The 18,793-nt window shown below is 57.8% G+C and carries 14 protein-coding genes and 1 pseudogene; 9 read left to right on the top strand and 6 right to left on the bottom strand.

Features of this window, described 5'->3' with window-relative positions:
• The first annotated feature begins 95 nt into the window (after positions 1-95).
• A complete protein-coding gene (locus tag ACK56M_RS00395) occupies positions 96-983 on the top strand; it encodes a LysR family transcriptional regulator (protein WP_015268432.1) in 888 nt (295 codons plus the stop codon).
• Here ACK56M_RS00395 and ACK56M_RS00390 read toward each other — a convergent pair.
• The 3 genes from ACK56M_RS00390 to ACK56M_RS00380 are packed head-to-tail and all read right to left on the bottom strand — an operon-like array spanning position 972 to position 3,982.
• Positions 972-1,790, bottom strand: a complete 819-nt coding sequence (locus ACK56M_RS00390; protein ID WP_085721398.1) for a sulfite exporter TauE/SafE family protein — start codon at positions 1,788-1,790, stop codon at positions 972-974. The two genes, ACK56M_RS00395 and ACK56M_RS00390, sit on opposite strands and share 12 nt — an antisense overlap.
• Positions 1,787-3,058, bottom strand: a complete 1,272-nt coding sequence (locus tag ACK56M_RS00385; protein ID WP_100413590.1) for an FAD/NAD(P)-binding oxidoreductase — start codon at positions 3,056-3,058, stop codon at positions 1,787-1,789. The genes ACK56M_RS00390 and ACK56M_RS00385 overlap by 4 nt, the downstream gene beginning before the upstream one ends.
• A gap of 39 nt (positions 3,059-3,097) precedes the next feature.
• Positions 3,098-3,982, bottom strand: a complete 885-nt coding sequence (locus ACK56M_RS00380; protein WP_054572533.1) for an MBL fold metallo-hydrolase — start codon at positions 3,980-3,982, stop codon at positions 3,098-3,100.
• A gap of 222 nt (positions 3,983-4,204) precedes the next feature.
• Between ACK56M_RS00380 and ACK56M_RS00375 the strand changes: the two genes are divergently transcribed.
• From ACK56M_RS00375 to ACK56M_RS00355, 5 genes are all read left to right on the top strand, one after another.
• Positions 4,205-5,497 (top strand): sigma-54 interaction domain-containing protein, encoded by a 1,293-nt coding sequence (locus ACK56M_RS00375; RefSeq protein ID WP_085721401.1) that lies wholly within the window; start codon positions 4,205-4,207, stop codon positions 5,495-5,497.
• A 241-nt stretch (positions 5,498-5,738) separates the two neighbouring features.
• Positions 5,739-6,146, top strand: a complete 408-nt coding sequence (locus ACK56M_RS00370) for an RcnB family protein (protein ID WP_411959206.1) — start codon at positions 5,739-5,741, stop codon at positions 6,144-6,146.
• A gap of 737 nt (positions 6,147-6,883) precedes the next feature.
• Positions 6,884-7,282: a hypothetical protein gene (locus ACK56M_RS00365; protein ID WP_411959205.1), complete on the top strand. Its 399-nt coding sequence runs from the start codon at positions 6,884-6,886 to the stop codon at positions 7,280-7,282.
• 81 nt (positions 7,283-7,363) lie between these two features.
• On the top strand, positions 7,364-8,761 hold the full coding sequence (locus ACK56M_RS00360; RefSeq protein ID WP_224765890.1) for a hypothetical protein: 1,398 nt from the start codon (positions 7,364-7,366) through the stop codon (positions 8,759-8,761).
• Positions 8,762-8,950: 189 nt separating this feature from the next.
• Entirely contained in the window at positions 8,951-9,478 is a 528-nt protein-coding gene (locus ACK56M_RS00355) for a hypothetical protein (RefSeq protein ID WP_012269855.1), read from the top strand.
• 101 nt (positions 9,479-9,579) lie between these two features.
• Here ACK56M_RS00355 and ACK56M_RS00350 read toward each other — a convergent pair whose 3' ends face one another.
• The 3 genes and pseudogenes from ACK56M_RS00350 to ACK56M_RS00340 all read right to left on the bottom strand — a co-directional run bounded on the left by ACK56M_RS00350 (position 9,580) and on the right by ACK56M_RS00340 (position 12,527).
• Positions 9,580-9,903: a hypothetical protein gene (locus tag ACK56M_RS00350; RefSeq protein ID WP_010951457.1), complete on the bottom strand. Its 324-nt coding sequence runs from the start codon at positions 9,901-9,903 to the stop codon at positions 9,580-9,582.
• A gap of 117 nt (positions 9,904-10,020) precedes the next feature.
• Positions 10,021-10,695, bottom strand: a pseudogene (locus ACK56M_RS00345) (heavy metal response regulator transcription factor).
• Positions 10,696-11,183: 488 nt separating this feature from the next.
• On the bottom strand, positions 11,184-12,527 hold the full coding sequence (locus ACK56M_RS00340; protein ID WP_003253422.1) for an OprD family porin: 1,344 nt from the start codon (positions 12,525-12,527) through the stop codon (positions 11,184-11,186).
• Positions 12,528-12,930: 403 nt separating this feature from the next.
• Here ACK56M_RS00340 and ACK56M_RS00335 point away from each other — a divergent pair, with 403 nt between their 5' ends.
• From ACK56M_RS00335 to ACK56M_RS00325, 3 genes are all read left to right on the top strand, one after another.
• Positions 12,931-14,202, top strand: coding sequence for a TolC family protein (locus tag ACK56M_RS00335; protein WP_010951456.1), 1,272 nt, complete (start codon positions 12,931-12,933; stop codon positions 14,200-14,202).
• Between the two features lie 68 nt (positions 14,203-14,270).
• Positions 14,271-15,521 carry an efflux RND transporter periplasmic adaptor subunit gene (locus ACK56M_RS00330; protein WP_010951455.1) on the top strand — a complete coding sequence of 417 codons (1,251 nt, stop codon included), beginning with the start codon at positions 14,271-14,273 and terminating at the stop codon, positions 15,519-15,521.
• A 24-nt stretch (positions 15,522-15,545) separates the two neighbouring features.
• Positions 15,546-18,707: a CusA/CzcA family heavy metal efflux RND transporter gene (locus tag ACK56M_RS00325; RefSeq protein WP_010951454.1), complete on the top strand. Its 3,162-nt coding sequence runs from the start codon at positions 15,546-15,548 to the stop codon at positions 18,705-18,707.
• Positions 18,708-18,793 lie beyond the last annotated feature (86 nt).

The following is an 18,793-nucleotide window of genomic DNA, read 5'->3' as shown; positions in this document are numbered from 1 at the left end:
TTCGCGGGCACGCCCGCTCCCACAAGGTAACGCGATCCCTGTGGGAGCGGGCGTGCCCGCGAAGAGGCCGGAACGAACTGCCAAAAAGGATCAGCATGTTCGACTGGAACGATCTGCGGTTTTTCCTCGAGTTGCAGCGCAGCGGCCGCCTGCTTACCGCCGCCAAGCGCCTCAACACCACCCACAGCACCGTGGCCCGGCACATCGAGAGCATCGAGCAGAGCCTGGGGACTGCGCTGTTCGTGCAGCATGCCCAGGGCTATGAACTGACCCCCTCGGGCCAGGCCCTGCTCAAGCACGCCGAAGCCATGGAAAACGTCGCCCTGCTGGCGCAGGAAGAAATCACCCAGGCCATCACGCCGCTGGGCAAGATTCGCCTGGGGGTGACCGAAGGCATCGGCATCATGTTCTTCACCCCGCGCATGAATGCGCTGTTCGACCGCTACCCCGGCCTGGAAGTGGAGCTGGTGGCAGTACCGCGCTTCGTCAGCATCCTCAACCGCGAGGCGGAGATCAGCATCCACCTGGAACGGCCCAACGCCGACCTGCTGATCACCCGCAAACTCACCGACTATCGCCTGGCCCTGTACGCCAGCCAGGACTACCTGGATCGCGCGCCCCCGCTGCGCAACCGCGAGGACCTGGCCCGGCACAGCTGGATCGGCTACGTCGACGACTTGCTGTTCAGCCAGGAACTGCTGTTTCTCAACAGCTTCTGTCGGGCCCCCAACGTGGTGTTTCGCAGCACCAGCGTGATCGCCCAGCAAACCGCCGCCCGCGCCGGGTTGGGCATCGCCGTACTGCCCAACTACATGGCCCGCCACGACTCGACGCTGGTGCGCGTGCTGCCTGGCGAAACCATCCAGCGCAGCTACTGGATCTGCACCCGCCGCGAACTGCACAAGTCAGTGCGCCTGCGGGTAGTGTGGGACTACCTGCTGGCGCTGTGCGCGGCAGAACAGAGCGAGCTGCTAGCCCAGTAGCGCCTTGCCGGCCAGCAGCAGGGCCGCAGCCCAACCGGCCACGGCAAACATCTGCTGCAAGCGCGGCCCGGCCAGCCTGGCCGCCAATGGCCGCGCCAGCAGCAGGCCGAGCACCGCACCGACGGCGAACGGGGCGCCAACCTGCCAGTGCATGACCCCTGCGAGGCTGGCGCTGACCACACTGCCGGTGGACACCAGCGCGATCACCGCCAGCGAAGTGGAGACGATGCTGGCCATCCGCAGGTTGGTGTAGCGGTTAAGGGCCGGGATGATGACAAAGCCACCGCCCACGCCCAGCAGGCCGGACAGCAGCCCTGACAATGCGCCGGTAAAGGCCAGGGCGCGCGCGCAGGGCAGGGTCCAGCGCAAACGGCCCTGCAGCGGGTTCAGCACGCAGGGTTCGATGTAGCGATGGGCATCATTGGCTTCGCCGCGCAGTTCCTTGGCCGCCTTGCGCCAGATACGCAGGCAGGCATACACCAACACCCCGGCGAACACCAACTGCAGTGGCGTGTTCGGCAGGCGGTGCGCCAGCGTCAGCCCGAACGGCGCCGCTGCCACACCGATCAATGCGATGAACAGCGCCGCCCGGTAGCGCACCAGGCCCTGCCGCAAGCCCAGCACAGCACCCACCGCTGCCGCGATGCCTACGGCCAGCAGGCCGACCGGTGCCGCCTCGACCATCGACAGCCCCAGGCCGAACACCAGCAAAGGCACTGCGAGAATGCCACCGCCGGCACCGGTCAATGCCAGCACGGCACCGATGATCGCGCCCAGGCCCGCTCCCAGTATTTGATGTTCGATCACTGCCGACCCTCGGCTACCAACGGCTGTGGCCGTGCCAACCACTCGCGGCCCTTGAGCATGCCTTTCCAGTACAAGGGTGGCAGCACCTGCGCCTTGAGCAACCAGGCCAGACGTGTCGGTTTACGACCATCCAATAGCCAGTTGGGGAAGCTCGGTGCCAGCTTGCCTCCATAGGTGAACTCGGCCAGCACGATCTTGCCGCGCTCGACGGTGAGCGGGCACGATCCATAACCATCGTACTGGGCCATGGTAGGCAGCCTGCCCAGGGCCACCAGTACATTGTTGGCCACGACCGGAGCCTGCTTGCGTGCAGCGGCGGCGGTCTTGGCATTGCTGGTATTGGCCACGTCCCCAAGGGCATGGACATTGGTGAAGTGGCGATGGCGCAGGGTATGCGGATCGACATCGACCCAGCCGGCGCTGTCGGCCAAGGGACTTTCACGAATGAAGTCCGGTGCCACCTGCGGCGGTACTACATGCAGCATGTCGAAGGCCTCGATACGCGTTTCGTTGCTGCCATCGGCCAATGTGCGCACGAAGGTGGCGCGCTTGTTCGGACCGTCCACGGCGACTAGGCGGTGGGAAAAATTGAGGTCCACGGCGTACTTTTCGATGTACTTCATCAATGCGGGCACGTAGTCCGCCACACCGAACAATACTGCGCCGGCATTGAAGAAACTGGCTTTCACAGCCCCCAGGTGACCATGCCGCAGCCAGTGGTCGCAAGACAGGTACAGCGCCTTCTGCGGCGCGCCTGCGCACTTGATCGGCATGGGCGGCTGGCAAAACAGGGCTCGGCCTTGCTTGAGCTTCTGTACCAGTTCCCAGGTGTAGGGCGCCAGGTCGTAGCGGTAGTTGGAGGTGACGCCGTTGAGGCCCAAGGTCTCGCTGAGGCCATCAATGGCCGCCCAATCCAGTTTGAGGCCGGGGCAGACCACCAACTGTTCATAACTGATGGCGCGGCCGCCTTCGAGGAGGACCAGTTGGCCCAGCGGGTCGAACCCCTGCACGCGTGCCTTTATCCAGCGCACGCCGCACGGAATGGTCGAGGCCATGGTGCGGGCAGTGCTTGGCGCCTTGAACACACCGGCACCGACCATGGTCCAGCCGGGCTGGTAGTAGTGCACTTCGGCGGGGTCGATCAAGGTCACATCCAGCGACGGGTCACGGCTGATCAAGCTGGAAGCGGTGGCGATTCCGGCGGCGCCGGCACCGACGATGACCACTTTGTGGTGGTCGGTATTGGCAGGGGACAACAAGGCAGGCATGGCGGTAAATCCTGTAAATCTGGTTATGGGGCAGGGCGGTCACAGCTTGTTCAGCGGAATCTTCAGGTAGCTCACACCGTTATCTTCCGGCGCGGGGAACTGGCCGCTGCGCATGTTCACCTGCACCGAAGGCAGGATCAGCACGGGCATGTCGAGGGTCTTGTCGCGGGCTTCACGCATGGCGACGAAGCTGTCCTCATCGATGCCCTGGTGGATATGAATATTGTTGGCGCGCTGCTCGGCCACGGTGGTGACGTACTGCATGTCACGGCCACCTGGCAGGTAGTCGTGGCACATGAACAGCCGGGTCTGGTCGGGGAAGGCCAGCAGGCGACGGATCGAGCGGTACAGGGTACGGGCATCGGCCCCAGGGAAGTCGCAACGGGCGGTACCGTAGTCGGGCATGAACAGGGTGTCGCCGACGAACACCGCTATCTCGCCGGCGTCCTCGATCATGAAGCTCATGCACGCAGGCGTGTGCCCCGGGGTGTGCAACGCGCGGGCATGCAGGTTGCCAATGCGGAAACCTTCCTCGTCCTCGAACAACACATCGAACTGGCTGCCATCGCGGGCGAAGCCAGGCTCGGCGTTGAACAGGGCACCGAACACTTTCTGTACCTGGGTGATGTGCGCGCCGATGGCGGTATGGCCGCCGAGCTTTTCCTTCAAATAGGCCGCTGCCGAAAGGTGGTCGGCATGCACATGGGTTTCCAGCACCCACTGCACGTCAGCTCGCAGCTCCTTTACCCGGTTAATCAACTGGTCCGCCGAAGCAGTGCAGGTACGCCCCGACTTGGGGTCATAGTCCAGGACACTGTCGATCAACGCACACTTGCGCGTTTCGCCGTCCATGACCAGGTAGCTGATGGTCGAGGTCGCCTTGTCGTAAAAGGCGTCCACGTGCAGGTTGTTGCCGATGATCATCGCGTTCTCCAATTTATCCGCCCAGCCTTGTACAGGCGTAGGCAGTGCCAGGAGGTTTATCAAGATGCATGCCAGGCATTTTCCTGCGCTTGGGCCAATGAAACCGGCCCGTTGCTGACAATTGCCGACGACAGTGGCAGCGCAGATGGCAGTCGACTGTCAGCCAATGGCAGTGTTTGGCAGTCCTTGTTACCCTGCGCCGGTCATCCAATCGGTGCCGTCATGCCTGAAGCCCATCCCCTCATCCTAGCTTTGGTTTCCTATCTTGAGCACGATGCCCTGCCAACCATCGTGCTGGATACCGACTACAACATCCTGGCGGCCAACGCTGCCTATCGCCGCCAGTTCGGTCGCCACGAGCAGGCGCCGCTGGGCGAGAAATGCCACAAGGTCTCGCACCACTACGCCGTGCCTTGCGACCAGGCCGGCGAGCATTGCCCGATGCGCAAGGCGTGGCACAGCAAGGCACCGGAGCGGGTTTTGCACATTCATCACACGCCACGCGGCCCCGAGCATGTGGATGTAGAGCTGCGGCCGATCCTGGATGAACAGGGCAGGGTGGTGGCCTTTGTCGAACGCCTGACCAGCATCACCCTCGCGTCGGCGCAGCCTCAGGAACAAGGGCTGGTCGGCCGCGCGCCAGCGTTCAAAGCGGCCCTGGCCAGCCTGCAACGTGCGGCACCGGCGCAGATCCCGGTGTTGCTACAGGGTGAGTCGGGTACCGGCAAGGAACTGTTCGCCCGCGCAGTGCACTTGGGTAGCCCCCGGGCCAACGGCCCGTTGGTGGTGGTTGACTGTACCGGCCTGACCGAATCGTTGTTCGAGAGCGAGTTGTTCGGCTACGAGAAGGGCGCGTTCACTGGCGCCAACCAGCGCAAGATCGGTCTGGCTGAAGCGGCGCATGGTGGCACCCTTTTTCTGGATGAAATTGGCGAGGTCCCGCTGGCGATGCAAGTGAAGCTGCTGCGCCTGATCGAGTCCGGCAGCTTCCGCCCGGTAGGTAGCCTGCGTACGGTGCATTCGGATTTCCGCCTGGTATCGGCAACCCATAAACCGCTGAAGCAAATGGTCGCGGACGGCACCTTCCGCGAAGACCTGTACTACCGCATCAGCGGCTTCCCGATACGTCTGCCGGCATTGCGCGAACGAGCAGAAGACCTACCGTTGCTCGCCCAGAGCCTGCTGCAGCGCATGGCCGGCAAGCCGACACCCAGGCTGAGCGACGAGGCCTTGCAGAAACTCGTGCTGCATCCATTCCCAGGCAATATTCGCGAACTTCGCAACATTCTGGAAAGGGCGCGTTTGTTTGCGGACGACGGACTTATCCGGCCCGAGCATTTGCCGGAGGACATTGGGTCGACAGGGGCGATCACGGCAGATGGCCGGCGCAATCACCTGGGTGAGCTGGCCCAGGCACTGCAACAGTTCAAGGGCTCGCGCAGTGAACTGGCCCGTCACCTTGGCCTGAGCGAGCGCACCCTGTATCGCCGGTTGAAGGAGCTTGGCCTGAATTGACGCCTTCGGTTAACGCGCTCTACAAGGGCCTGCTTATTCCCGAGGGCAACACACATCCTGTGGGAGCGGGTTCACCCGTGAACACCGGCGAAGCCGGTGCCATCCACCGTGCCTCCTCAGACCTTTACCGGACCTTTACCTCTGTCCTGACATTAAGCGGGAATGATTGTGGTCTGATCAGTTAACCGAACCTGGCAGCCAGTCAGCTCCCGCCAGGCGTCAACATGCAGAGGACCGCAAAATGAAGAAAACCCTGACCGTGATCTGCGCCGCGCTCATGCTCAGCGCCCCCTTGGCCAGTTTCGCGCAGCCAGGCCCACTTGACCGGCATGATGGCGACCCATTGCACCAGGGCAACCCACCGCATGGTCAGCCACAGTACCAAGGCCGACATGATAATGGCCGCGGTCCCGCTTATCGCGACCCGAATTTCCGCCCACAACCGGGCATGCCGGTTCCGCATCAGCAGTGGCAGCGTGGCCATGTGGTTGATCCGCACTACCGCGGCGACCGTTACTGGGTGACCGACTGGAAAGCACGCCACCTGTATGCGCCACCACGTGATCACCGCTGGTTGTATGTCAACGGGGACTATGTGCTGGTGGCTATTGCCAGTGGTGTGATCGTCAACGTCCTCAGCGGTTACTGATTTCTACAGGCACTAAAAAGCCCGCTTTCGCGGGCTTTTTAGTGCCTGGCGATCTACACCGGATGTAGGTTCACAAAATAGGTGATAGGCCAGACCCCGTGAAATTGGAATCTTCGCCATTTTTTTTGTGAAATGAAGGGGTGCTTTTCACAGAAAAGCCGAGAAATCCCTACTCACCAATCACAAAAGTTGATTGGCCTGGAAAGGGCCGTTTACGACCGACGCGTGACTTTTCGGTAAGGGATGAGGAGTAGTCGCAGCGATCCTTTAGCTCCTAGTCTGGCGACCTTGGGTTCAGAATCCGACTGGCAATGCCCGCCGTCACTACTTCAGAGGAACCAGCTTCCTCTGCTGCCAAAATTGCGGGGGGCTCATGCTGGTACCCAGGCCCGACAAATGCGCAGTTGCAGCCCTCAATTGCAAGGCTATCCAAAGCGGCACGCGTGTCAATCAAGATCTGATGCATGACGATGGCCGGCCTCACGGAGGTGAAACCGGAGATTCAGATTGACTAAACCGACCCCGTAGACACCAACCTCCACGAAGGCCGCTATCGACCCAAAGCTGTCCTTCAAGAAAGGCAGCTAACGGCGAGAAGCGGTCATTTTGTATCTACAGGTTTCGGGGCGATTCACTCGTCTGATGCTCAGGAGCACCAGGATGGGCGTCAAGGAGGTGGTCATCTTGAGGTGGACTATGCTGACCAGTTGCTCTCAAATCTAATCGTGAGGTCCTCCATGGCAAACCCCAATCTGCTGGCTCTATTCAGAGATGAAGTCCTTCTGACCGGGCCTGAAAGCTCCCTTCCAAGCAACCTATCTCAGTTCTGGCTTGAGGAGCTCCAGAGTCATCTGGAGAGGTATTTCGACGGTTTGAACTCGGATTCAGATGCAGAAGAGAAGGATCTCGACATCTCTCTCCCACTCGCAGCGATCATCCACATCTTGTTCGCGAAGAATGGTGGGGAGGAGATATCCGAGAGCTCTGAAAAGCTGTACGAGTATTTCCAAGACTACCGGCTCGAACTGGCCCTTGAAGAGATCACGCGAAAGACTCATGTGGCTGCCGAGGCAACCATTGAGACCATCTTCACCAACCGAGATGTCCTGGTGGAACAAGGCCCCCTTCTTCAATAGGTACCTCCACCGATGCCATCGCCGGCGGGCACGCTCCGAGGCATTGATGGAATGCATTTTGACGGCTGCCGAGATCAGCGAATGAAAGAAATTGCTGCGCCGATGTTCGATCTAATCGCTTTGTCGCTTCCACGAGGGTTGGGGTTTGGGGACAGCCCGCCAGTAGGGGCATGGCTTAGTGAGGACGGAATTTCTTGTGCCGCTCTAACCCGAAATATCCATTCCGGCAGCTTCGGAATTGTCACCTTGCGGCGTCGTGTCGATAGCGTGTGGGTGCTCCTCAGCCATAGTGAGCGCACCACTGGCGAGTCTGAAGCCCGCGCCTCAATCAGCCATTTTCTCTATACCCAAGCCCATCCGCTTCCACTCCCTTCAGGTGAACGACGACGTGCTCCTCTAAGCAGAATGGGTAAGCGCACACCAAGCGTGGTGTTCAAATCACTATTTGATCCAAGCCGCCGTATTGGGGCGTGGGCGCTGAATCAACTGTATCTCGCACTGCCATCCCCAGACAGAAATTGGGTTCCCGATTGCCAGACTGAGAATTTTCACACCCGCCTCTGGGAAGCCCACCTATTAGCGATTTTTCGTGAACAGGGACTCTTGGTCACCCAGCCTAAAGAATCACCCGATTTTCACATCGAGAATAGGCTGGGAGATGAGGCCTGGGTTGAAGCAGTGACAGCCAACCCGGAAGAGCGGTATGAGCATTTTGGCGCCTCGCCGGTCCCCCCACCCGCTGACCGACATGAGCGTTTCTTAGGAGCGGCTGCAGAAAGGTTTGCGAGGACCATCCAAAACAAATTGGACAAGCGTTACGAATCCCTACCGCACGTGGAGGGTAAGCCGCTCATTCTGGCCTTAGCCGATTTCCATGCGCCCAGTTCAATGCTGTGGAGCAGGGAGTCGCTCATCAGCTATCTCTATGGCTTTGCAGTTCACTCATCTGCGCATCGTGGTACGCACCTGATAACTGTGGAGGAAGAGACATCTCTGCTATCAGGGCGCCCCAACGGCCTATTTACGCTAATGGAAAATGCCCATCTTTCAGCGGTCATTTTCACCAATGCCTGCACAGTGCCAAAGCTCAGCCGAGTGCCGATCTCAGGTGGAGCTCATCTAGACGGGTACCGATACTTGCGGTTTGGTGAGTTTTTCGACCGTTCTCCGGGAGCATCACGAGGTATCCCATTTCTGTTGGATGTAGCGTCCAGCGACTACGGTCAGCTCTGGCCGCAATATGGCTACGAGCCGTGGTCTGCTGAAGTGGAGGTATTCCATAACCCTATGGCACTATACCCGGTGCCTAATGAGTTGATACCAGAAGTCACCCACTGGAGAGAAGTAAACGGAAGAGTCGAGTGCGAATCTTTCTTTGATGTATCCATACTCCGATCCAGAACACTCGTCCTCAGTGCAAACGCTAAGGTTCCGTCACTCGATGAGTTGCTGACAGCAGCCAGTCCTCCAGAGCTCTGACGGCGGCGGGGTGGCCGCATCGTTGCCACGCAGGTAGATGAGAATTTCTCAGCAAGCTACCCAGCCAGGGGAAGGACATGAGATCCCCTGCGCAATTCAGGACCGTTGAAGCGTCACCTCTCTTCGGGTAAAAGCATGACCGTCATACAACGCTACAACAGCGTCATACCCGAGAGCATAGGAAGAAAAATGTCGATCCAAGGACTAAAACGATACTTTGGAAACAAGATTCACGCAGTGATAATGATGGCCCCGCTTAAGCGGGAAATGATACGCCTCGGCATATGCACCCTTATGGCGATTATTCTGAATATCATCTTGTATACCGGCGTTGAAGTAGACGGCACCATCAAGCCGTGGGCAGAAACCCCGATAAAACTGTTTGCATCGTCGATGTTATTCGCCTTCATGATCAAGGCTTTTCTGCCAGTTCTCGGCTGGACGATACTGAAAGCAATGCTGTTGAGTGCGAACAATGCCTTCAGCGGCATACTGAGTTTTTTGGGCAATCAGTTCACAGGCGTCATGTACTGTACCGGAATTATTATGGGTTCTATCACGATTAAATTGTATATGGTTTCCGGGGTTTTAGACTCTGAGTTTGCTTATCTGTCCGCAATCGTATTTGCTTCCGGGGTTTTATATTTCTATGTGCTGCAATGCGCCATTCAAAAAACAATGAGTCCGGCCCTGCGTACACCAGCAGTACCGCGTTAAACCACTAGGCTGTGACTATTCATCTCTGGTGCTCAGTAGGCGCTCGCTCTGCTGAACCCTCACCCATACACAACCATTAATGGACTGGCCCGCCTTCGACTTTATGAAGAAGGCGAGCGAGCACGTGACTGATTGCGCATGTATTCCGAGATGAGACTTTCGAAATTGATGTCCGCCTCCTCAACGAGAATATTGACGTGACAGTACAGCTCTTCAGGACCTCTGAGATAATTGAAAATCCTTGATCTAACGATGCCGCAAACCCCTTCTTTGACCGCCGTAGAGGGGAGGTTGATAACATCGCCAACGCACGGGATAAGAGCTAGGCCATGGTCGCTGTTGAAGACAATGTCAGCTGGACAGGCATCAATGCTGGCATCGGATTGTCCTTGCGAAACCTGCTGATAATCAATGCTATACCTCATGTACAGCCTACCTCATTTGTTGAGTGAGGAATCAGCGCCGCGGATCGTAAACAGAAACCTCAAGTTCGCAAGCGACGGAAGCATGTAGCGGATTTTCGGTACTAGAGAGCTTGGCAACTATCGTTTTTCAAGCACATACCCTACGCCCCGAAGCGTATGTATCAGTTTGGTCTCGAAAGGGTCATCTATCTTGGCTCTGAGTCTTCGAATCGACACCTCTACAACGTTTGTGTCGCAGTCAAAATTCATATCCCAAACCTGCGAAATAATTTGGGTGCGGCTCAGCACCACACCGGTATTACGCATCAGGTAATGCAGTAACGCGAATTCTTTCGTGGTCAGGTCAATGCGCTGACCGTCCCTGAATGCCCTGTGCCGGCTCTGATCAAGCTCCAGGTCAGCGACGCGAATGACCTCTACGGATGCAGGGTGATCTGACCTGCGCATCAAGGCGCGAACCCGGGCCAGCAGCTCAGGGAACTCAAATGGCTTGATCAGCTAGTCATCTGCTCCGTTCTCCAGCCCCCGGACCTTATCCGCCAGCCGGCTTCTCGCCGTCAGCATCATGATACGGGAAGGGCAGTTTTTACGACGCAACAACTCAAGGACCTGCCAACCGTCCATCTCTGGCAGATTTATATCCAGGATAATCAGCTCATATTCGTGCTGCTTAGCCAAGAATAATCCATCTGACCCGGTGTGGACGCAATCTACGACATAGCCACATTCCGTCAGACCTTGACGCACATACTCCGCAGTTTTTACTTCATCCTCAATTACCAGAATTCGCATGGGATTTTGTCTCGATATCACTGAGCAATTAACCGCGCACGCGCGCCGGCATTATTGAAAGGGATGGTAAATCAAAATGAGCGTGCCGGGGCTCAAATGACGGATTTGTAATTTCTAGGTAATACAGTTGATAGTCTGGCGGTATATCTTGTCGCGGTTTGGGTTTGACAGTTGCGGGCCCTCTCTCCAGCAGGTGATTTGACCTTATGAAGTATTGGGTTATTTTCTTCTTTGTGCTGGCTTCGTTCCGCTCAGATGACGGCGAGGTCGCTCACATTGAAGAGACTGGTCATTGGTGTAGTCATGAACTTCACCGGCATGCGATGCGTACAATCGAACGCCTACTTGAATTTTAGGCAAAAAAAGGCGCCCAATGGGCGCCAAATATCCACCTTTTACCAAAGGAGCACTTAAGCCACTCAAGGTGAATTCGTAATGCTCGTTTTACTAATAGGACCAGTTAATGAATAACTGGTCCAGTTAGCGAATTACAGAATCGAAAGCGGGTACTCAATGATCACACGGGTTTCATCCAGATCCGATTCGAATGCAGTGGCACGTGTGGTTGCCTGGCGCAACCGGAAGGACAGATCTTTTGCTGGACCGGTTTGGACAACGTATTTGACTTCGACGTCACGCTCCCAACGCTTCTGATTGTCGAGCGGGTTGCCGTTGTCATCAGTGCGCATGTAGAACTGGTTAGCGTTCGAGTAATCCGCGCCCGAGCCTCTGGCGTAGCGGGTCATGAACGTCAGGCCTGGAATGCCGTAGCTGGTGAAGTTCAGGTCATAGCGCAGCATCCAGGAACGCTCTTTCGGCGAGTTGAAGTCGCTGTACTGGATGGAGTTGTCGACGAAAATCGAGTCCGACTGACGCAGGTAGTCAAAATCGTCGTCGCCGTTGTTGCGCTGGTGCGACAGGGCTAGGGTATGGGCACCGTAACGCACGCCGACCTTGGCACTCCAGATGTTGTTGTCGAATTCACCCAGGCGCTTCTTACCTTCATCTACGGCTTTGTAGTAGTTGAAGCCACCGATCAGCGCCAGATCGTCGCTCAGCGGGTAAACCACGCTGGTGCCGGCGTAGTACTGATTCCAGACGTCTTTCAGCTGGCTGGCGTAGACGCTCACAGTCCAGTTGTCGTTGATCGAGTAGTCACCGCCACCGTAACCGATCCATGGCGAGTTGACCGGGCCGCCGTAGAACGTCACGAAGTTGTCGTTCAGGTTGCTTGAGACCGGCTGGCTCATCGCATGCAGACGACCACCCTGCAGGGTGAGGCCTTGGATGCTGGTGTTCTCAACGGTCACGCCGCGGAAGCTTTCTGGCAGCAGGCGAGAGTCGCCGGATGCAACGACCGGAGTCGATGGGAAAACATCACCTACTTTCACGATGGTATCGAACAAGCGGACTTTGGCTGCGCCGCCGACCTTGGTGTATTCGTCGCGAGCTTCGCCCTTGTTATCAACGGGTAGCACGTCGAAGGAGCTACGGCCGCCGTTGCGCCCATCACCGGTGTCGAGCTTGAGGCCGATCATGGCGAAGGCATCAACGCCAAAGCCAACGGTTCCCTGGGTAAACCCAGAGTTGAATTTGCTGATGATCGCGTGCGCCCAGGCTTCGGAGTAGCCGTTGGTGTTGCCCTTGCCACTGTTATAAGTGGGGGCAGTGCTGTCGCGGTTATCACGGTTGAAGTAGAAGTTACGGTTCAGCACTGTAAGGCTGCTGCCTTCAATGAAGCCTTCTGGCTTGTCTTCTGCCTGTGCCGAAATAGCATAGCTTCCAGACAGCGCAGAAACTGCCGCCAAATACAGTGGTACTTTGATTTTCATCCGATGCTCCTTTGATTCACGGCAGTTTTTATTATGTTTACCGGCGCGGGTGTCGTTAATTGTTCTGACCAGGCGGCGCGCCTAGCGTAGCGCGAGCTCATATTTGCAGGCCGAAGATAACGGGGGGGTGATAGGAAAATTACAATTTCGTCATCTACCTGTTGTTCGGGCCTTCGCACCGCGTGTTTGCCATCTCCGTTGCTTGTAACGAAATCATCGTGTCGGGTTTGGTTTCCCAGTATTTTCGGGCATTACAGGACATTCTTACGGAATTGTAATTTTCTAGCCACCCCTCTGATAGCTACCGCTCATTAGAGTGCCATCACCTAATCAAGTGGGGCTTGGCAGCTGTTTCGGCGTTCTCGCCAAGCTTTATCGAAGTTTGTGCACGAGGACCATCAAAGTGCCCCGGTATAACCGCAATGTCTTACCCAAGACCCCCGTCTCGCCCTGGAAGATCGCTGCACTCTGTGCAGTCATCTCTGGGTTGATGGCGCCTGCAGCCCTTGCCCAAAGCATCAGCTTGCCCCAGGCGCTTTCGACGGCCATGGATGCCAACCCAGACCTGGCCGCGGCCAGGCAAGAAATTGGGATCGCTGATGGTGCTCGCAAGCAGGCCGGGCTTATCCCCAACCCCACAATCTCGTATGACGTGGAAGACACCCGTCGTAACACCAGCCAGACGACTGTCTCTCTCAGCCAGACCCTTGAGCTGGGCGGTAAGCGGGGGGCTCGTGTTGACGTCGCCACATACGGGCAGACCGCCGCACAGCTTGAGTTAGACCGTCGCGTTAACGGCCTGCGTGCAGATGTCGTCCAAGCCTTTTACGCCGCGTTGCGGGCCCAGACAGGTCTCGACCTGGCCAAGCAATCTCTCGAACTGACTGAGCGCGGTCTTCGCATCGTCGATGGCCGTGTTCGCGCAGGTAAGTCGTCCCCAGTGGAGGCGACCCGCGCTCAAGTGCAACTGGCCGAAGCCCAGCTGCAAGTTCGACGTGCAGAAACGGAAAAAGCGACCGCTTACCAACAGCTCGCTCAAATTACCGGGAGCTCAGTCACCGTGTTTGATCGACTCGAATCGCCAACCCTCTCCCCGGGCTTGCCACCTCGCACTGAAGATCTGCTGGCTAAGCTCGACCAAACAGCAGAAATGCGTCAGGCCGTGGTGCAGATAGACAAGAGCGATGCCTCGCTCGGCTCAGAGAAAGCTCAGCGTATCCCGAACCTTACTGTCAGTGTAGGTAGCCAGTACGACCGCTCTGTGCGCGAGCGGGTCAACACTGTGGGCCTGTCTATGCCTTTGCCGCTGTTCGATCGTAACCAGGGCAACATTCTTTCCGCTTCTCGTCGTGCAGATCAGGCCCGGGACCAGCGCAATGCTGTTGAGCTGCGCCTGCGCACCGAAACCCAAACCGCGTTGAACCAATGGTCCACCGCCATGCAGGAGGTCGAGTCCTACGACAAGACCATTCTGCCTTCAGCCCAACAAGCCGTAGAGACCGCAACCCGCGGCTTCGAGATGGGCAAATTCGGTTTCATCGAAGTGCTGGATGCCCAGCGCACCTTGATCGTCGCTCGTGGCCAATACCTCGAATCGTTGGCAGCGGCGACCAATGCGCGTGCGCAGGTGGAAAGGGTTTATGGCGAAGTCGGCTCAACCGCCGGCACTCGCTGAACGGGCCAAACATTTTCTTCGGCACACAGCCTTGAACAAGCCGGTGCCTACGATCAGCAGGAGTAGCAATGGATAACAAACGCAAGATCGCCCTCGCGGTAGCCGCTGTGGCAGCCCTCGGATTTGGCAGCCTTGCCTGGAACAACAGTTCCGGACAGCAGGCCGCCAGTACTGCCGAGCATGGCGCTAACGATGGCCATGGCGACGAAAAGAAAGCCGCATCTGCCGCCAAAGAGGAAGGTGATGAGGGCCATGGTGAAGAAGGCCACAGCGAAGAGGGCGGTGAAGAAGAGGGCAAGCTGACGCTCAGCGCTGAACAGATCAAGGCCGCTGGTGTTGCCCTGGAAGCTGCAGCGCCTCGTGACCTCGGTACCGTCGTGAGCTTCCCTGGCGAAATTCGCTTCGACGAAGATCGTACTGCCCACGTGGTTCCTCGTGTTCCTGGCGTTGTTGAGGCTGTCCAGGCCAACCTGGGCGAGACGGTCAAGAAAGGGCAAGTCCTCGCGGTAATCGCCAGCCAGCAGATCTCTGACCTGCGCAGCGAACAACAGGCCGCACAGCGTCGCGTCGAACTGGCGCGTGTGACCTTCGAACGTGAGAAGCAACTGTGGCAGGACAAGATCTCTGCAGAGCAAGACTACCTCCAAGCACGCCAAGCGCTGCAAGAAGCGGAGATCTCCTTGGCCAACGCCAAGCAGAAGGTCGGCGCAATCGGTGCCTCGGTTAACTCCGTTGGCGGTAATCGTTACGAGCTCCGCGCTCCCTTCGACGCCGTGGTAGTGGAGAAACACCTGACCGTCGGCGAAGTCGTCAGCGAGGCGACCAACGCCTTCATCCTTTCCGACCTGAATCAGGTCTGGGCGACCTTCGCAGTTCCGCCGACAGATCTGGGCAAGGTCACGACTGGCCGTGCAGTGAAAGTCTCTTCGCCTGACATGAACGTCGAGGTCGAAGGGAAGGTGGGTTATGTCGGCAGCCTGCTGGGCGAGCAAAACCGTGCAGCTACTGTCCGCGTCACCTTGACCAACCCCAACGGCGCCTGGCGTCCAGGCCTGTTCGTAAACATTGCGGTCACCTCCCAGACCGATCGAGTTGCCGTAGCGGTCCCTGAGCACGCTGTGCAGACCGTTGAAGACAAACCTTCGGTATTCGTACGCACCCCAGATGGCTTTGACACCCGCCCGGTAAAACTGGGTCGCCGCGACAATGGGTACGTGGAAATCATCGACGGTATTGAAGCCGGCGCCCAGGTAGCAACCAGTGGCAGCTTCACACTCAAGTCCGAGCTCGGCAAAGCTTCTGCCGAACACGGTCACTGATGCGAACTGACAGGATGATTTCTCATGTTTGAACGTATCATCAGATTCGCCATCGAGCAGCGCATCGTAGTAATGATCGCCGTTCTGATCATGGCGGGTATCGGTATCTACAGCTATCAAAAGCTGCCCATCGATGCGGTACCCGATATCACCAACGTCCAGGTGCAGATCAACACTGCAGCGCCTGGTTACTCGCCCTTGGAAACCGAACAACGGATCACGTTTCCAGTTGAAACGGCCATGGCCGGTCTCCCGGGCCTTCAGCAGACCCGTTCCCTGTCTCGCTCTGGCCTGTCTCAGGTCACCGTGATCTTCAAGGATGGCACTGACATCTTCTTTGCCCGCCAGTTGATCAACGAGCGGCTGCAGGTTGCGAAGGAACAGCTGCCAGAAGGTGTAGAGGCCGTCATGGGTCCGGTATCTACCGGCCTCGGCGAGATCTTCCTGTGGACTGTTGAAGCCGAAGATGGCGCGGTCAAAGAGGACGGTACGCCGTACACCCCGACCGACCTGCGCGTGATCCAGGACTGGATCATCAAGCCTCAGCTGCGTAACGTCCCGGGTGTGGCCGAGATCAATACCATCGGCGGTTATGCCAAGCAGTTCCTGGTTGCGCCGGATCCAAAGCGCCTGGCTACCTACAAGCTGACACTCAATGACCTGGTCGCAGCGTTGGAAAGTAACAACGCCAACGTCGGTGCCGGCTACATCGAGCGTAATGGTGAACAGTTGCTCATCCGTGCACCGGGTCAGGTAGGCAATATCGAAGACATCGCCAACATCGTGATCACCAGTGTGGATGGTGCACCGATTCGCATCAGCAGCGTTGCTGACGTCAGCATCGGTAAAGAGCTCCGTACAGGTGCTGCTACTGAGAACGGCCGCGAAGTCGTGCTCGGTACCGTGTTCATGCTGATTGGTGAAAACAGCCGCACCGTATCTCAAGCTGTCGCCGCCAAATTGGCGGACATCAACCGCACCCTGCCAAAGGGCGTGGTGGCTGTGACTGTTTACGACCGTACCAACCTGGTTGAAAAAGCCATCGCGACGGTGAAGAAGAACCTGGTGGAAGGCGCGATCCTGGTTATCGCCATTCTGTTCCTGTTCCTCGGCAACATCCGTGCGGCTCTGATCACCGCGATGGTGATTCCGCTGTCCATGCTGTTCACCTTCACAGGCATGTTCAACAACAAGGTCAGTGCCAACTTAATGAGTTTGGGGGCACTCGACTTCGGCATCATCGTCGACGGTGCCGTGGTTATTGTAGAAAACGCGATCCGTCGACTGGCTCATGCGCAACATAAGCATGGCCGCATGCTCACCAAAACCGAACGCTTCCACGAGGTCTTTGCCGCGGCGCGAGAAGCTCGCCGGCCGCTGATCTTCGGTCAGCTGATCATCATGGTGGTGTACCTGCCGATCTTCGCCCTCACCGGCGTCGAAGGCAAAATGTTCCACCCGATGGCCTTCACCGTTGTGATGGCGCTGCTGGGTGCAATGGTCCTGTCCGTTACCTTTGTTCCTGCAGCTATTGCCATGTTCGTCACTGGCAAGGTGAAGGAAGAGGAAGGCGTGGTCATGCGCACAGCTCGACTGCGCTATGAACCGGTTCTGCAATGGGTGCTGGGACATCGGAACATCGCTTTCTCGGCCGCAGTAGCCTTGGTCGTGCTCAGTGGTTTGCTGGCAAGTCGTATGGGTAGCGAGTTCATCCCAAGCCTCAGTGAGGGTGACTTTGCGATGCAGGCCATGCGTGTGCCTGGAACGAGCCTCACTCAATCTGTCGAGATGCAGCAGCGTCTGGAGAAAGCGGTGATTGCGCAGGTGCCTGAAGTTGAGCGGATGTTCGCACGCTCGGGTACCGCAGAAATTGCATCTGACCCGATGCCGCCGAACGCCTCTGACGCCTACATCATGCTCAAGCCTCAGGATCAGTGGCCTAACCCGAAGAAGCCTCGTGATGAGCTGATTGCTGAAGTGCAGAAGGCCGCAGCGGGTGTTCCAGGAAGCAACTACGAGTTGTCGCAGCCAATCCAACTGCGTTTCAACGAGCTGATTTCGGGCGTGCGTAGTGACGTCGCTGTGAAAGTCTTCGGCGATGACATGGACGTGCTCAACAACACCGCCAACAAGATCGCGGCAGCGCTCAAAGCGGTCCCGGGCTCATCGGAAGTGAAAGTTGAGCAGACATCCGGCCTGCCGGTGCTGACCATCAACATTGACCGCGAAAAAGCAGCACGCTACGGCCTGAACATCGCGGATGTTCAGAACTCGATCGCTATCGCCGTGGGTGGCCGTCAGGCCGGCACGCTGTATGAGGGCGACCGTCGGTTCGACATGGTAGTACGCCTACCAGAGACCGTTCGCACCGACGTAGCGGGTATGTCCAGCTTGCTGATCCCGGTACCTGCCAATGCGGCACAGGGTGCCAATCAGATCGGCTTCATCCCGCTGTCCCAGGTCGCCAATCTGGACCTGCAACTGGGCCCGAACCAAATCAGCCGCGAGAACGGCAAACGTCTGGTTATCGTCAGCGCCAACGTTCGAGGCCGCGATCTGGGGTCCTTCGTTGAGGAGGCGACCGCATCGCTGGACAAGAAGGTGCAAATCCCTGCGGGCTACTGGACGACTTGGGGGGGCCAGTTCGAGCAGCTGCAGTCGGCTGCCAAACGCCTGCAGATCGTTGTTCCAGTCGCCTTGCTGCTGGTCATGACCTTGTTGTTCCTGATGTTCAACAACCTGAAGGACGGCATGCTGGTCTTCACCGGTATTCCATTCGCACTCACCGGTGGTGTTGTGGCGTTGTGGCTGCGGGACATCCCACTGTCGATCTCGGCAGGTGTCGGCTTCATTGCACTGTCCGGCGTTGCAGTACTGAACGGCCTGGTGATGATTGCCTTCATCCGCGGGCTAAGGGAGGAGGGACGAACGCTCAGACAGGCAGTCGATGAAGGTGCATTGACCCGTCTGCGACCTGTTCTGATGACAGCCTTGGTAGCGTCCCTGGGCTTCATCCCGATGGCTTTGGCCACCGGCACCGGTGCCGAAGTTCAGCGGCCATTGGCGACGGTGGTGATTGGCGGGATCCTGTCCTCCACCGCACTGACCTTGCTGGTACTGCCTGCCCTGTATCACTGGGCACACCGCAAGGATGAAGACGGCGACGAGGCCGAAGTGGTTAGCTAACAGCCTCCGCTAAAGAGAAGCCCACAACACGTGTTGTGGGCTTTTTTGTTTAAAGTGAAGTAGATGCACTTACCTTTCAAAATTGT

It is taken from the genome of Pseudomonas sp. s4 (assembly GCF_046764235.1).
Classification (GTDB): Bacteria; Pseudomonadota; Gammaproteobacteria; order Pseudomonadales; family Pseudomonadaceae; genus Aquipseudomonas; species Aquipseudomonas asiatica.
The sequence above is the reverse complement of the archived record's forward strand: the minus strand, read 5'-3'. Positions and strand labels throughout refer to the sequence as shown.

Coding starts and splice junctions, on each gene's coding strand:
- ACK56M_RS00395 (WP_015268432.1), top strand. CDS start 96: ATGTTCGACTGGAACGATCTGCGGTTTTTCCTCGAGTTGCAGCGCAGC.
- ACK56M_RS00385 (WP_100413590.1), bottom strand. CDS start 3,058: ATGCCTGCCTTGTTGTCCCCTGCCAATACCGACCACCACAAAGTGGTC.
- ACK56M_RS00380 (WP_054572533.1), bottom strand. CDS start 3,982: ATGATCATCGGCAACAACCTGCACGTGGACGCCTTTTACGACAAGGCG.
- ACK56M_RS00375 (WP_085721401.1), top strand. CDS start 4,205: ATGCCTGAAGCCCATCCCCTCATCCTAGCTTTGGTTTCCTATCTTGAG.
- ACK56M_RS00370 (WP_411959206.1), top strand. CDS start 5,739: ATGAAGAAAACCCTGACCGTGATCTGCGCCGCGCTCATGCTCAGCGCC.
- ACK56M_RS00365 (WP_411959205.1), top strand. CDS start 6,884: ATGGCAAACCCCAATCTGCTGGCTCTATTCAGAGATGAAGTCCTTCTG.
- ACK56M_RS00360 (WP_224765890.1), top strand. CDS start 7,364: ATGAAAGAAATTGCTGCGCCGATGTTCGATCTAATCGCTTTGTCGCTT.
- ACK56M_RS00355 (WP_012269855.1), top strand. CDS start 8,951: ATGTCGATCCAAGGACTAAAACGATACTTTGGAAACAAGATTCACGCA.
- ACK56M_RS00350 (WP_010951457.1), bottom strand. CDS start 9,903: ATGAGGTATAGCATTGATTATCAGCAGGTTTCGCAAGGACAATCCGAT.
- ACK56M_RS00340 (WP_003253422.1), bottom strand. CDS start 12,527: ATGAAAATCAAAGTACCACTGTATTTGGCGGCAGTTTCTGCGCTGTCT.
- ACK56M_RS00330 (WP_010951455.1), top strand. CDS start 14,271: ATGGATAACAAACGCAAGATCGCCCTCGCGGTAGCCGCTGTGGCAGCC.
- ACK56M_RS00325 (WP_010951454.1), top strand. CDS start 15,546: ATGTTTGAACGTATCATCAGATTCGCCATCGAGCAGCGCATCGTAGTA.